13 protein-coding genes, 1 tRNA gene, 1 pseudogene and 1 riboswitch are annotated in these 13,313 nt (G+C 58.1%); of the genes and pseudogenes, 7 read left to right on the top strand and 8 right to left on the bottom strand.

Going from position 1 to position 13,313, the window contains the following annotated elements; all coding sequences use genetic code 11:
* Positions 1-64: 64 nt before the first annotated feature.
* A complete protein-coding gene (locus BN1119_RS03970; RefSeq protein ID WP_041994249.1) occupies positions 65-466 on the bottom strand; it encodes an H-NS family histone-like protein in 402 nt (133 codons plus the stop codon).
* Between the two features lie 316 nt (positions 467-782).
* A riboswitch (Lysine riboswitch) is annotated at positions 783-954 on the top strand.
* Positions 955-1,040: 86 nt separating this feature from the next.
* Here BN1119_RS03970 and BN1119_RS03965 point away from each other — a divergent pair.
* Both BN1119_RS03965 and BN1119_RS03960 read left to right on the top strand, forming a co-directional pair.
* Positions 1,041-2,615, top strand: a complete 1,575-nt coding sequence (locus tag BN1119_RS03965; RefSeq protein WP_041994246.1) for a Na+/H+ antiporter NhaC family protein — start codon at positions 1,041-1,043, stop codon at positions 2,613-2,615.
* A gap of 85 nt (positions 2,616-2,700) precedes the next feature.
* The gene (locus tag BN1119_RS03960; RefSeq protein WP_041994243.1) at positions 2,701-3,282 is read left to right on the top strand and encodes a thymidine kinase; all 582 of its coding nucleotides are present in this window, start codon (positions 2,701-2,703) and stop codon (positions 3,280-3,282) included.
* Positions 3,283-3,363: 81 nt separating this feature from the next.
* Here BN1119_RS03960 and BN1119_RS03955 read toward each other — a convergent pair whose 3' ends face one another.
* Positions 3,364-4,701 carry a flavohemoglobin expression-modulating QEGLA motif protein gene (locus BN1119_RS03955; protein ID WP_041994240.1) on the bottom strand — a complete coding sequence of 446 codons (1,338 nt, stop codon included), beginning with the start codon at positions 4,699-4,701 and terminating at the stop codon, positions 3,364-3,366.
* A gap of 156 nt (positions 4,702-4,857) precedes the next feature.
* On the opposite strand from BN1119_RS03955, the gene BN1119_RS03950 reads away from it, so the two are divergent.
* Together BN1119_RS03950 and BN1119_RS03945 are read left to right on the top strand one after the other, a co-directional pair.
* Positions 4,858-5,313 (top strand): type III secretion system chaperone family protein, encoded by a 456-nt coding sequence (locus BN1119_RS03950; RefSeq protein ID WP_084205273.1) that lies wholly within the window; start codon positions 4,858-4,860, stop codon positions 5,311-5,313.
* A 135-nt stretch (positions 5,314-5,448) separates the two neighbouring features.
* A tRNA-Ser gene (locus tag BN1119_RS03945) sits at positions 5,449-5,536 on the top strand.
* A 196-nt stretch (positions 5,537-5,732) separates the two neighbouring features.
* Here the strand turns inward: BN1119_RS03945 and cspD are convergent.
* Positions 5,733-5,951 carry a cold shock-like protein CspD gene (cspD, locus tag BN1119_RS03940; protein WP_041994233.1) on the bottom strand — a complete coding sequence of 73 codons (219 nt, stop codon included), beginning with the start codon at positions 5,949-5,951 and terminating at the stop codon, positions 5,733-5,735.
* A gap of 230 nt (positions 5,952-6,181) precedes the next feature.
* Between cspD and clpS the strand changes: the two genes are divergently transcribed.
* Both clpS and clpA read left to right on the top strand, forming a co-directional pair.
* Positions 6,182-6,499 carry an ATP-dependent Clp protease adapter ClpS gene (gene clpS / locus BN1119_RS03935; protein WP_041994230.1) on the top strand — a complete coding sequence of 106 codons (318 nt, stop codon included), beginning with the start codon at positions 6,182-6,184 and terminating at the stop codon, positions 6,497-6,499.
* A 59-nt stretch (positions 6,500-6,558) separates the two neighbouring features.
* Complete coding sequence (gene clpA, locus BN1119_RS03930) at positions 6,559-8,811, top strand: ATP-dependent Clp protease ATP-binding subunit ClpA (RefSeq protein WP_041994221.1); 2,253 nt, start codon at positions 6,559-6,561, stop codon at positions 8,809-8,811.
* A 65-nt stretch (positions 8,812-8,876) separates the two neighbouring features.
* Here clpA and infA read toward each other — a convergent pair whose 3' ends face one another.
* The 3 genes from infA to aat form a co-directional block, all read right to left on the bottom strand.
* Positions 8,877-9,095: a translation initiation factor IF-1 gene (gene infA, locus BN1119_RS03925; protein WP_005300033.1), complete on the bottom strand. Its 219-nt coding sequence runs from the start codon at positions 9,093-9,095 to the stop codon at positions 8,877-8,879.
* Between the two features lie 68 nt (positions 9,096-9,163).
* Positions 9,164-9,880 carry an arginyltransferase gene (locus BN1119_RS03920; RefSeq protein WP_041994218.1) on the bottom strand — a complete coding sequence of 239 codons (717 nt, stop codon included), beginning with the start codon at positions 9,878-9,880 and terminating at the stop codon, positions 9,164-9,166.
* Positions 9,877-10,584 carry a leucyl/phenylalanyl-tRNA--protein transferase gene (aat, locus tag BN1119_RS03915; protein WP_041994215.1) on the bottom strand — a complete coding sequence of 236 codons (708 nt, stop codon included), beginning with the start codon at positions 10,582-10,584 and terminating at the stop codon, positions 9,877-9,879. The genes BN1119_RS03920 and aat overlap by 4 nt, the downstream gene beginning before the upstream one ends.
* Before the next feature lie 20 nt (positions 10,585-10,604).
* Here aat and BN1119_RS03910 point away from each other — a divergent pair, with 20 nt between their 5' ends.
* A complete protein-coding gene (locus BN1119_RS03910; RefSeq protein WP_041994212.1) occupies positions 10,605-11,075 on the top strand; it encodes a glycine zipper 2TM domain-containing protein in 471 nt (156 codons plus the stop codon).
* A gap of 89 nt (positions 11,076-11,164) precedes the next feature.
* Here BN1119_RS03910 and BN1119_RS20835 read toward each other — a convergent pair.
* Together BN1119_RS20835 and trxB are read right to left on the bottom strand one after the other, a co-directional pair.
* Positions 11,165-11,470, bottom strand: a pseudogene (locus BN1119_RS20835) (hypothetical protein); the annotation flags it as partial.
* A gap of 58 nt (positions 11,471-11,528) precedes the next feature.
* The gene (trxB, locus tag BN1119_RS03905) at positions 11,529-12,479 is read right to left on the bottom strand and encodes a thioredoxin-disulfide reductase (protein WP_041994209.1); all 951 of its coding nucleotides are present in this window, start codon (positions 12,477-12,479) and stop codon (positions 11,529-11,531) included.
* Between the last annotated feature and the right edge of the window lie 834 nt (positions 12,480-13,313).

The raw sequence follows: 13,313 nt of genomic DNA, 5'->3' as shown, positions 1-13,313 counted from the left end.
CTGCCGTGACCAATAAAAAACCCTCGCATCGCGAGGGTTTTTTTAATGACTTGGCCTGACCCTATCAGATGGCGAAATCCGTCAGGGATTTACCTTCTTCGATGGCTTTGGCGATGGCGGAAGGCATACGGCCCTGACCGGTCCAGGTTTTTTCAACCCCGTTGTCATCATAACGATACTTGGGAGGGCGCGGCGCACGCTTGCTGCCTTTTGCCGGCTCTGCGCTGGGGGCCGCGCTGACCAATTCCGCCGGGTCTATGCCTGCGGCTTTCAGCATTTCGGTATATTCATTGATTTTACGCTGACGCTCTTCGCGAGCCTGACGATCTGCAGCCTCATCTTCCTGACGTTCGGCAACGATGGCGGAGAATTTCTCCAACCCTTCTTCCAGTTGTTCCAGAGTCAGCTCACGGCAAGCGGCACGCAGGCTACGGATATTCAGCAATACTTTCAAAAATTCAGTCATAGTGGTTACCATGCGAGCAAGAAAAGGGATAAATATGAATAGCTATTTTCAGGTAATTTATACGTCAGGGTGTCATTAAGTCAAGCTGCGATAATTAATAATCAAGTCATAAGGTTCTGGAACATTATTTTCTCTCTCTGTCGCTGTGTTAATTGGCTACAGGGGCCTGAAGGAGGAGTCATCAGACTAAAATCTCGCCACTCGCCACCAGGATGAAGTCTTGTACTGGTTTTTCTGGGGAGATATCGATTCGAATGAGTATTCAATCAAAAAACTTGATATAAAATAGCGGCACGATAAAATACCCGCCGAATACCTTTTAAGTAGAGGCGCGCTGCCTATAACTATTCATGCCGAGGGTGATGCCTGCGACGCATGGAGAAAGGAGTCAGCGCCGAAGTGATCACGCCATCATGCAGGGTCGCTGGGATTGCATCGAACAGGTGCAGTACTGCCATAGTCAATCACTATGGAGCGCTACTGAAGGGGCGGAGGAGTCACCCCTCACGGGCTCGTTTTCTTCTTTATCCTCTCGGTAGATCTCCACCTTATTCGTTATAGGTGCCAAGAGATCATGGACATTACCCATTACGCCGATTCGGCGTGGTCCCTCATTCCCCCCCTGGCGGCCGTCGCGCTGGCCGTGACCACCCGCAAGGTGCTGCTCTCCCTCGGAGTGGGTATCGTGCTGGGCTGCCTGTTGGTCAACCAGTTTGCCCCCCTGGCCAGCGCCCAGTACCTGGGTCAGGTTGCCAAGGGGATCGTCTGGTCTGACGGCGCACTCAATGGCTGGAACGTCAACATACTGCTGTTCCTGCTATTGCTGGGAGGCATCATCAGCCTGCTGACGGTCTCGGGGGCGACCCTGGCGTTCGCCGAATGGGCCGCCGCACGCATCAAAGACCGGCGGGGCGCCAAGCTGCTGACCGGGCTGCTGGTATTCCTGTTTTTCATCGATGACTATTTCCACAGCCTGTCGGTGGGGACCATCTGCCGCCCCTTGACCGATCGCTTCAATATTTCCCGCGCTAAGCTGGCTTATCTGCTGGACTCCACGGCGGCTCCCGTCTGCGTGCTGATGCCCATCTCGTCCTGGGGGGCTTATATCATCGCCCTCATCGGCGGCATTCTGACGGCCCATGGCATCCAGGATCAGAGCCCCATTTCCGCCTTCGTGCAGATGATACCGATGAACTTCTATGCCCTGTTCACCCTGGCCATGGTGCTGGTGGTGATCGCGTTCCAGCTCGACATTGGCCCCATGCGTCGTCATGAGCAACGGGCGCTCGAGGGGCAGCTGTGGGATCCGGCCAAGGGCGTGCCTCCTGGCAGCAGCGGGGACTTGCCCGTCTCCAGCCGTGGTCGGGTGCTCGATCTGGTGCTGCCCATCCTGACCCTGACCGCGTCGACCGTCTATTTCATGATGGCCTCCGGCGCCGCCGCCCTGGCAGAAAAGGGGCTGCCATTCGGGGTGCTGGGCGCGTTTGAAAATACCGATGTCGGGGCGTCGTTGGTCAATGGCGGCCTGTGTGGCCTCGGGGTGGCCGTGGTGCTGACCCTGCGCATGGGCCTGGCCCTGCGCACCTGGCTCGAGGTCATCAAGCACGGCGTCATGGCCATGCTGCCCGCCATCTACATTCTGGTGTTTGCCTGGGCCATTGGCGCCGTGATCCGCGATGTGGAGACGGGCAAGTATCTTGCCTCACTGGCCCAGAGCGGCCTGCCCATCTCTTTGCTGCCCGTGGTGATGTTCTGCCTCTCCGGCGCCATGGCGTTCGCCACCGGCACCAGCTGGGGTACCTTCGGTATCATGTTGCCCCTGGCCGGTGACATGGCCGCCGCCAGCGAGATCGGCATGATGCTGCCCATGCTCTCTGCGGTATTGGCCGGTGCCGTGTTTGGGGATCACTGCTCCCCTATCTCGGACACCACCATCCTCTCCTCCACCGGCGCCGGTTGCCATCACATCGATCACGTGATGACCCAGCTGCCTTATGCGCTGACCATCGCCGTCGGGGCTGCCGCCGGTTATCTGGCGCTGGGGATGACTGAATCTGTTGGCGTCGGCCTGGTGGTCAGCTGCGCCTGGTTCATCGGGGTGACCCTGTTCTATCTCAGAGCAAACCAGAAGACGGCTGTCACCGTCTGATGCATGACGAGGGGCCTGCGGGCCCCTTTGTTTTTGACCCTTCCCTGCGTTAGCATGCGCGCCATCAATTGGCATCGGAGCAAGCATGGCCTCATTACACTACAAATTCGCCGCGATGAACTCGGGCAAGTCCACCCAGCTGATCCAGGCGCACTTCAACTATCTCGAACGCGGCATGCACCCGCTCGCCATGACGCCGGCCATCGATGACAGGTTCGGGCTCGGGGTGATCAGCGCCCGGGTCGGTCTGGAGTTGAAGGTAGAAGTGTTCAGCGACAGCTGCGATCTGTTCGAGATGGTCAAGGCACGTCATGCCGAACAGCCCATCGATGTGTTCATCGTCGACGAGGCGCAGTTTCTCACCAAGGAGCAGGTCTATCAGCTGGCGCGGGTGGTGGACGAGGCGGACATCCCCGTCATCGCCTACGGGCTCAAGACAGATTTTCGTGCCGAGCTGTTTCCCGGTTCGTACCATCTGCTCTGTCTGGCGGACAAGGTGGAGGAGCTCAAGAGCATCTGCTGGTGCGGCAACAAGGCGCACATGAATGCCAGGGTCAATGCCGATGGCCAGGTGGCGCGGGACGGCGCCCAGGTGGAAATTGGGGGCAATGCCCGCTATGTCTCCCTGTGCCGCAAGCATTATCTGATTGGCCAGGCGTTTCGCTGAGGCGCTCGACGCGACGAGGTAAAGAAGGCCCTATTGGGCCTTTTTTATTGCGCGGGCGCCCGATGATTTGGCCAGCTTGGCTCAATCAAATTCGCAATCGACCGGGGTGATGATGGGATCCGCCACCGGCAGGCGGTGGAACAGCTGCCGAAAGTGTTGCTGGACCCGGCCGATGTCGACCAGCGACATGCCGGAGGCGAAGCCGAACCAGACGTAGAGACCGGTCAGATCGCGAAACATGGGAGGCAGGTATCGGGGGGCGGCGATCAGTCCCTCCAGATAGTGCTGATAGAGCACAGGGATGTCGTCCAGGGTCACCTTGCCCACAAACAGCATGGGCAGTATCTCGGGGACCCCTTCCAACACGGCGCTGCGGATGAAGTTGACCGTTTCCACATAGCCCTTCACGTAGGAGAGATCCTTGGTGAAGCAGGCGCCACCAGCCACCATGCCGCCTCGAAACACTCGCTGGGTGATCTTGTAGGCATCATGCTCGCTCGCTCCCTTGTCCAAGAAGTGGCGATAGAGTTCGATGAAATCGGCGCCATTCTCGGCCATGTCGATGGCCATGACCCGATCCGAGATGCGTTTGGCCCGATCCGGGAAAGAGCTGAAGGTGAGCGTCTCGATCAGCACAGCCAACCCTTCCTGACAGGCGGTGATGCGCGGCGAGCCGGCGCTCAGCCAGGTAGCATAGGGTTGCTGGCGGCCATTGAGGGTGGTGCCGACATGCACCCAGCCCTCGTGGACCTCGAGCACCTGCAAGTCCAGCTCGGAGAAGCGGGCATGGCTGCTGAGCTTGATGTAATCACCCCCGGCGGCGGCGTCCGAGACGATGCCATCGCTCAGCTTGACCTGCACCTGGCCGTCGCGAAAATAACCGGACAGTTTCTCCTGCAGCCGATCGACGGCGGCTTGCCCCTCGAACTCCTTGGGATAGGGGCGCACCAGGTGGCGTGCGCCGGGCAGGGAGAAGATGTCGCACAATCGCTCCCCCAGCTCGCGCAGGGTCTTGCGATCGCCGCGAAGGTGGTCCCGGGCCGAGCCATAGAGGTGCTGGCTGTAGCGCAAAAAGTCAGGTTGGCCGCGCTGGCGCAGCATCTCTATCACCACCATGTATTGATCGACGTTGGCCTGGAGGATGCGGCCAAGCTCGTCATTGGGGCCGAGTTTCCTGCGGATCCTGTCTCTGAGCTCCTTGAGCTCCAGGTACTTGTTGCGCGGATCGAAACCGAGGGCCAGCCGCTGATAGAAGTCGGCGTCAATGGCGGGCAGGGTTTTCCCTCCCTTGGCCAGGAAGTCATGGCCAATGCGATGAGGCCACTTGATCGCGTCCAAGATGCGGATCGGCTTTTGCAGCACCAGCAGCTCGTCGGAGAGCGACTTGAGGTGCAGGCGATATTTCTCTTGGATGGTCATGGTGACTCGGTGGAGGGCGGGCGTTTGGGTGGGCTGAGTATAAGGTACTGTTCGTGTCAAAAAGAAGCGCAAACACAGCAGGGGAGGGCCTCTGCTTCAGGTTGGCCACAAATTGGTTTAGACTGCGCCCCTCGCTATCCAGAGTTTCGAAACGTCATGATGAATACACCCAGCTCCGAAATGATAATGCGTTGGTTGCAGCAGGCTCGCATCGAACATTATGTCTGCGATCAATGCCATGGCATCCACATCGTCTCCCTGCAGTCCGTGGAGGGCATTCAGGAGAGCCGCGTCTTCGTCGAGGAGGAGGGGCTGCTGTTCTCCTCCGAGCTGGAAGTTCGCCCCTCGGCCCTGTTGCCTCTGGTGGCCGAACTCGGTCGGCTCAACATGCAGTACCCGTCCCTCAAGGTGTTTCTCGACATCATAGATGACAACCTGCCGCGCCTGGTGGTGGGGCATACCGTGTTTACCAAGGCGGGTCTCACCGTCGAGCAGTTCATCCTGTTTGTCCAGAGCACCATCGCCGCCACCCATGAAGTGGTTGCCGAGTGCGAGCGCCTGGGCTTCCTCAATCTGCCGGAGATGGTGGTTGAACCTGGCTCTGTACATTAATCGGGCGGTCAGTCGTCAGGTGGGCAGAAAGCCGTTGACGGGCGCGCGGCTTTCCCCTAAATTACGCCCCGTTCCAGCGCAACAGCGCAGTGAATACCGTGTTGGCTGAACACGTTAAACCACAGGCCAAAATTTGGTGAGGTGTCCGAGTGGCTGAAGGAGCACGCCTGGAAAGTGTGTATACGGCAACGTATCGAGGGTTCGAATCCCTCCCTCACCGCCAAATTGAAAAAAACCGACCTCAGGGTCGGTTTTTTGCTATCTGCAGCACTTGTGTGCGCAGTGGCAACAGCCATAGACCCAAGACAGGCTGCAAGAGGGATGTCCCCAGCACATAAGGCCCCTTTGAGACCCTTTCTGGCAATAAATAAAAAATCCGGCCTGATATCAGGCCGGATTTTTTATTTATCCATCCTGACTCAGATGTTTTGCGCTTCGTTTGGCACAATAACAGCGGCATGATTCCCCTTCGGACCCTGCTGCAGTTCAAACTGCACGGCCTGGCCCGCCTTCAACGTCTTATAACCTTCCATTTGAATGGTGGAGTAGTGGGCGAAGATATCGTCACCGCCCCCTTCCGGACAGATAAACCCAAATCCTTTTGCGTTGTTGAACCACTTGACTGTTCCGGTTGCCATACTTCTACATCCTTTTATTGATTACCCTGAAGTCGTTGAGTAACCTGCGCCAGCCCATTATAACTAGCTATATCTACCCAATAATGGTGGGGCGCCGATTAGCAAGTAACCAATTTAGTCCAACTGAGAGTCGAGTCAAGAAGTTGTTAACAAGCCCTGTGATCCAGTTAACAACTCTATTGACAGCATGACGGCGGACGGTAGTAATCTAGAGGTACCCAAGCACAGCCATGAGTAAGCAAAAAGAACTCTTTGTTAATGAAGAGATTGCCGAGTCTGAGAAGACCAAGTTGCAGCCACCGCCCATGTACAAGGTGCTGCTCAATAACGACGATTACACCCCGATGGAGTTTGTGGTCGAGGTGTTGCAGCGGTTCTTCCGGATGGATCTGGAGAAGGCAACCCAGATCATGTTAAGTGTGCATTATAGTGGTAAAGGGATCTGTGGCACCTTCACCGCCGAGATAGCGGAGACCAAGGTGGTCCAGGTCAACACCTATTCACGTAATAACGAACATCCACTGCTATGTACGATGGAAAAGGCCTAAACGACATGACGTGATGACAAGACGACACCACATTGTTGCTGTACTGAGGGGAGGTGCCTATGTTGAACAAAGAGTTAGAGAAGACGCTGAACGAGGCTTTCAAGCTCGCTCGAGATGAGCGTCACGAATTCATGACCGTCGAGCACCTGTTGTTAGCCCTGCTGGATAACAGCTCAGCCCATGAGGCCTTGAGTTCATGTGGTGCGGATGTGGAACAGATGCGCAAGGAGATCGGTGCCTTTATCAGCCAGACGACCCCGCTGATCGCTGCCGATGACGAGGATCGGGAGACCCAACCCACCCTGGGCTTCCAACGTGTACTGCAACGTGCTGTATTCCATGTGCAATCCTCGGGCCATACCGAGGTCAGTGGTGCCAACGTATTGGTCGCCATCTTCAGCGAGCAGGAATCCCAAGCCGCTTATTTCCTGAAGAAAGCCGACATCAGCCGGCTGGATGTCGTCAACTTTCTCTCCCATGGGGTCCGTAAGGACAGCAAGCCTGACTCTCCGCCCAATAGTGCCGAGTCGGACGACGAGGTCTCTGCCGCCCAGATTGAAAGTTTTGCCACCAATCTCAACCAGCTGGTACTGGAGGGGAGGATCGATCCTCTCATTGGTCGGGATCAGGAACTGAGCCGCACCATCCAGGTATTGTGCCGTCGTCGCAAGAACAATCCCCTGCTGGTCGGAGAGGCGGGTGTCGGCAAGACGGCCATAGCCGAAGGCTTGGCCTATCGTATCGTCAAGGGAGATGTGCCCGAGGTCATTGCCGACAGCACCATCTATTCCCTGGACATGGGCTCTTTGCTGGCAGGTACCAAGTATCGCGGTGATTTCGAGAAGCGCCTCAAGGTATTGCTCAAGCAGATCGAGCGCCAGGAAGGGGCCATCCTGTTTATCGACGAGATCCACACCATCATAGGTGCGGGAGCTGCCTCCGGTGGCCAGCTGGACGCGGCCAACCTCATCAAGCCCTTGCTATCCAATGGTTTGTTGCGCTGCGTGGGGTCGACCACCTATCAGGAATATGCCCAGATATTTGAAAAGGATCGCGCACTGGCGCGCCGCTTCCAGAAGATCGATATCGTCGAGCCCACGATAGATGACACCACCCGCATCTTGATGGGGCTCAAGAGTCGCTATGAGGCGCATCATAGCGTCCGTTATACCGCCAAGGCCATTCGCGCGGCGGCCGAGCTTTCGGCGAAATATATCAACGATCGTCACTTGCCTGACAAAGCCATCGACGTGATCGACGAAGCGGGGGCGGGTCAGCGGCTGCTGCCGGCGAGCAAGCGTAAAAAAGTGATCAATGTGGCCGAAATTGAGGCTATCGTGGCAAAAATTGCGCGGATCCCGGAGAAATCGGTCTCCTCTTCCGATAAAGAGGTGCTCAAGAATCTGGAACGTAACCTCAAGATGGTGGTGTTCGGCCAGGACAAGGCTATCTCTGTGTTGACGGACTCCATTCGCCTCGCTCGCTCCGGCCTGGGCAATGAACACCGCCCTGTTGGCTGTTTCCTGTTTGCCGGCCCGACCGGTGTGGGCAAGACGGAAGTGACCCAGCAGCTGGGCAAGGCGCTCGGGGTAGAGATGTTGCGTTTCGATATGTCCGAATACATGGAGCGGCACACGGTGTCACGCCTGATCGGGGCTCCTCCCGGTTACGTTGGTTTTGAGCAGGGGGGGCTGCTGACCGACGCTGTGATCAAGCATCCCCATGCGGTCTTGCTGCTTGATGAGATAGAGAAGGCGCACCCGGATGTGTTTAATCTGCTGCTGCAGGTGATGGACAACGGGACCCTGACCGATAACAACGGTCGAAAAGCCGATTTTCGCAACATCATTCTGGTGATGACCACCAATGCCGGCGTACAGGAGACCCAGCGCAAGTCCATCGGCTTCCAACAGCAGGATCTCAGTCATGATGCCATGGAGGTGATCAACAAGACCTTCAGCCCCGAGTTTCGCAATCGACTCGACCATACCATCTGGTTCAATCACCTGGATATGGCGGTGATCTACCAGGTCGTCGACAAGTTCATTGTTGAATTGCAGGTCCAGCTGGATGCCAAGGGCGTGTCTCTGGAGATTTCGGAGGGAGCCCGTCACTGGCTGGCCGAGAAGGGCTATGACAGGGCGATGGGAGCCAGACCCATGGGCCGGGTGATTCAGGAACACCTCAAGAAACCCCTGGCCAATGAGATCCTGTTTGGCTCACTGGTCGATGGGGGTATCGTCAAGGTTGAGAGGGTAAATGATAGCCTCAGCTTCGATTTTCAGGTCGATGTTGAAGCCGTGTCCCACTGATCAAACGCCATGAAACGACAAAAAACCCCAACCATCAGGTTGGGGTTTTTTGCTGAATTCCTGGCTTAGCGAGAGCGGAAAACAATACGACCCTTGGAGAGATCGTAGGGAGTCAGAGCGACTGTCACCTTGTCTCCAGTCAGGATACGAATGTAGTTTTTGCGCATCTTGCCGGAAATATGAGCGATAACCACGTGACCATTCTCCAGTTCCACACGGAACATGGTATTGGGCAGGGTTTCCAAGATAGTGCCCTGCATCTCAATACTGTCTTCTTTAGCCATTGAATCCTCTTGATAAGCCACAACAAAAATCCGCTGGATCATGCCGGATTTAAGCCAATGTGTAAAGTTTACTCGGGCCTGGTGACGATATTTTTCCATTCACCCTGGATGAGACGCTCATGGGGAAGGAAGCGGCTCTTGTATTTCATCTTGCGGCATTTTTCCACCTGGTACCCCAGGTAGAGCCAGTGGCGCCCGGTTCTACGCCCCAGATCCAGTTGACTCAGGATGGCAAAAGTACCGAGGGAGCGATCGGCAAATTCGGGATCGAAGAAGGTGTACATGGCGCTCAGGGAGTGGGGCAGGAGATCGGTGACGGCGACCCCGATCAGGCGGTTGTCCAGACGAATCTCCAGGTAGAGGGGTGGCATCCAGTCGCAATGCAGGAACCCCTTGTATTGGCTGCGGCTGGGAGGATACATGCTGCCATCCCGGTGACGCTGGCGGATATAGCGCTCGTACAGCTGGTAATACTCGGGCTTGTCGTCATAGCTCAGCACCAGGTTGAGATCCTGATTCTGTTGCGAGATTCGTTTCTGGCTGCGGCTGGGGACAAACTGCTCGCTGTGGATGCGTAGCGACTGGCAGGCACTGCAACTGGGGCAATGGGGGCGATAGATGTCGTTGCCGCTGCGCCGAAAACCGGCGGTGAGCAGGCGCTCGTAGCCATTGGCGTTGAGCAGTTCATTATCCATCAGCACCAGCAACTGCTCCTGCTGATGTTCGAGATAGCTGCAGGCATGCTTGGGGGTCAGGCCGACCTTGAGGATCACTTCTTCTGTCATAGGTTGATGAACCTCGCTTGCCAGCACCCCTCACGGAGCACTTGTTGTCGCAGCGTCGCCAGTGCCGAGAGGAAGTGGCTGCGAGGCCACTCCTCAATGCCCAGCGTGGCCAGGAAGTGGTTTTGCATCTGGCAGTCGATGAGGGCGCCATCATGGCACTCGAAATGACGACACAGTGCCCACATGGCGACTTTGGCGCCGTTGTCGATCCGGCTGAACATGGATTCACCGCAGAAGAGACGCCCGACGGCGATGCCGTAGAGGCCGGCTTGCAGCTGACCATCTTGCCACACCTCCACCGAGTGGGCGTGGCCCAGGCGGTGGAGTGTCTGATAGGCGGCGATCATCTCATCGCTTATCCAGGTGCCACTGGCGCCGGGCCTGGGGGCGGCGCAGGCCGTGATCACCTCATTAAAGGCACGATTGATGGAAATATCGAAGGTGTGGCGGCGTAAAAATTTCTGCAGACTGCGACCGACATGCAGGCGTGATGGGATCAGGACCCCGCGGGGATCCGGTGACCACCAGAGCAGGGCCTGATGGGGTTCATTCCAAGGGAAGATCCCGTTGTGATAAGCTGCGAGCAGACGGGGAGCAGACAGATCCCCCCCGATCGCCAGCAGGCCGTTGGGCTCATCCAGCGCGTGTTTGGGGTGGGGGAACCGGTTCGGCTCATCATCCAGTTGGGTCAGGTAGCAAGACATAGCATCGAGGGGTTTCGTAGATGAAGGCCATTATCCTGATAGTATCCAGCCTGCTGTGCTTTGTCACGGCGCAGGCCGGTGCCGAGGTGTACCAGCGCAATACGGCGCGGCCGGTCAACCAGGTGGTATTTGGCCAGGTGGATACGATGCGCAACATCACTCAGCGCCAGGTGATCGAGTCGGCGCAGTCGGGCTGGAAGACATTGGGCGGTGCCTTGATCGGCGGCCTGATTGGCAACCAGTTTGGCGGCGGTCATGGCCGGGAGATTGCCACCGCAGTGGGGGCGTTGGCGGGTGCCGGGGCCGCGCAATATTACCAGTCCGGCGGCGAAGTGGTTGAAAACAAGCTGGTGGAGTTGCTCATTCGCAGCGATCAGGGGGCGCTGGTCAATGTGATCCAGGATTTTGACTCGGCCATGGTCTTCGCCCAGGGGGACAAGGTGCGGATCCTCTATTTTGATGACGGGGTGCGGGTCGACAAGACCTACTGACGGGGCAAGCAGAGACAGGCAGTGAGGGAAGAATTACCCGGCTGCCGCCGCAAGGGGTGACGGGCTGCGCTACACGACATGGCTGTGGGAAGGGTCTTCAGATGGTGGCTGGTTCTGCACAGCAGCTTTTCTGTTTCAAAGGGCTGGTTGAAAAAGTGATTGCCCCCGCTGTTTGAGGCAGGCTAGAGAGGCCGTGCTTGTTCGATACCGAGATGACGATGATGGCGAGCTGCTGCTTGCGGTCGCGAGGTGCGCGGATCATCCCGTGCCAGCACTTCGATCCCCTGGTTGAGGTAGAGGCGATGCGCCGGAGCGACGGTATCTTGCAGGGCGTGGGACCTGCATCACATAGTCCATCACCCGACCTCCAGCCAGGCCACCTGCTTCTCTTCGCTTTATCGGACTTGCAAGAAAAAGGGCATGCCAATTGGCATGCCCTTTATCACCTCGCGCTTATTGGGCGTCGAGGAAACGTTCGGCATCCAGAGCGGCCATGCAGCCTGTGCCGGCCGAGGTGATGGCCTGACGGTAGACATGGTCGGCCACGTCGCCGGCGGCAAAGACCCCCTCGATGCTGGTCTGGGTGGCGAAGCCTTGCAGGCCGCCACGCACCTGGAGATAACCGTTCTCCATGGCCAGCTGGCCTTCGAAGATCTGGGTGTTCGGCTGATGGCCGATGGCGATGAAGACCCCCATCAGCGGCAGTTCAGAGGTACTCTCGTCCCGGGTGCTGCGCAGGCGAACCCCGGTGACACCCATGTCGTCACCCAGCACTTCGTCCAGGATCTGGTGGGTGTGCAGCACGATATTGCCGCTCTCAACCTTGTCGTTGAGGCGCTTGATCAGGATCTTCTCGGCGCGGAACTCGTCGCGGCGGTGGATCAGATGTACCTTCTTGGCGATGTTGGCCAGGTAGAGCGCCTCTTCCACGGCGGTGTTGCCGCCGCCGACCACGGCCACTTCCTGGTTGCGATAGAAGAAGCCGTCGCAGGTGGCGCAGGCGGAGACGCCGCGGCCCTTGAACGCCTCTTCCGAGGGCAGCCCCAGGTACTTGGCGGAAGCGCCGGTGGCGATGATCAGGGCATCGCAGCTGTATTCACCACTGTCACCCTTGAGGCGGAACGGACGCTGGGTCAGGGAGACCTCATTGATGTGATCGAACAGGATGCGGGTCTCGAACTTCTCCGCGTGCTCCTTCATGCGCTCCATCAGTGCCGGACCGGTCAGCCCTTCCGGATCACCCGGCCAGTTCTCCACTTCCGTGGTGGTGGTCAGCTGGCCACCCTGTTGCATGCCGGTGATGAGCAGTGGATTGAGGTTGGCACGGGCGGCGTAGACGGCGGCCGTGTAGCCCGCGGGGCCTGAACCCAGGATCAGCAATTTGCTGTGAATGACTTCGCTCATGGTGTGATTTCCGAGAGGTAATGAGTTTGCGCGATTGTAGGGAATTCGTGATCCGGGGTCAAAGGGCGGCGTGCCGATTGTCCCAATCGCCCGGACGGCATCTTTACCGACTCGGTTGCCCTCGGGCTCTCGCACTGCCGGGAAGAGGGGAGGGGCGGGTTCAAGGTCAGGGAGTCGCCCCTCTTATGGCGCAATGGAAATGGGGCCGCCTGTCAACGGATGGGGACCGCTCGTCTGTGTCCCTGCTTGGCGGTATTGCCATGGCCTGCGCCGTGCGAGGGGAATGAAGCGTGACCATATGGCGGTGCACTCATAGGGGCTTTCCTTGGCCGCCCTGAGCTGGGTCATGGGATTGTACCCTGGCGCTGATCCGGGCACGGATGACAACTCCTGGCGCAGTGCTGCCCGGGCTGGCAAGGCGCCTGCCGACACAGTGGCCAGAGACGGTCTGTGGGGTCTCGATACTCAGGCCATGGGGCCTGGGGCGTGCCAGCCAGCATATTGCTCTTTGATGAGGGGCTGACTGATGGATGGCCATTTGCATAGACATGCGCGCGGCGCTCCGGGTGAGGGAGGCCCCCAGGGCGAGGCCACCCCGATGACAGATCCCTGCCTCTGACCCGAGGATGATGGCGCCGCCGCCGGCCTCTGGGGCCCAAGGTCGCGTGGGCGAAACGGTGCGGCATGGTGCCTTCCATTGCCCGATCTTGGTTGCCCCTAAGGATGGCGAAAACATAGGCAGGGAAGGCCGGGATCGCGCCAGCGACAGCGTGATAATCTGCGCCGATGAAGCCTGCAGGGCTTCCCGACCCGCTTTGGGCGAAAACGGTATGG

The organism is Aeromonas bivalvium, assembly GCF_000819765.1.
Taxonomy (GTDB): domain Bacteria; phylum Pseudomonadota; class Gammaproteobacteria; order Enterobacterales; family Aeromonadaceae; genus Aeromonas; species Aeromonas bivalvium.
Note: the sequence above shows the minus strand (reverse complement) of the source record. Positions and strands in the feature narration are given on the sequence as shown.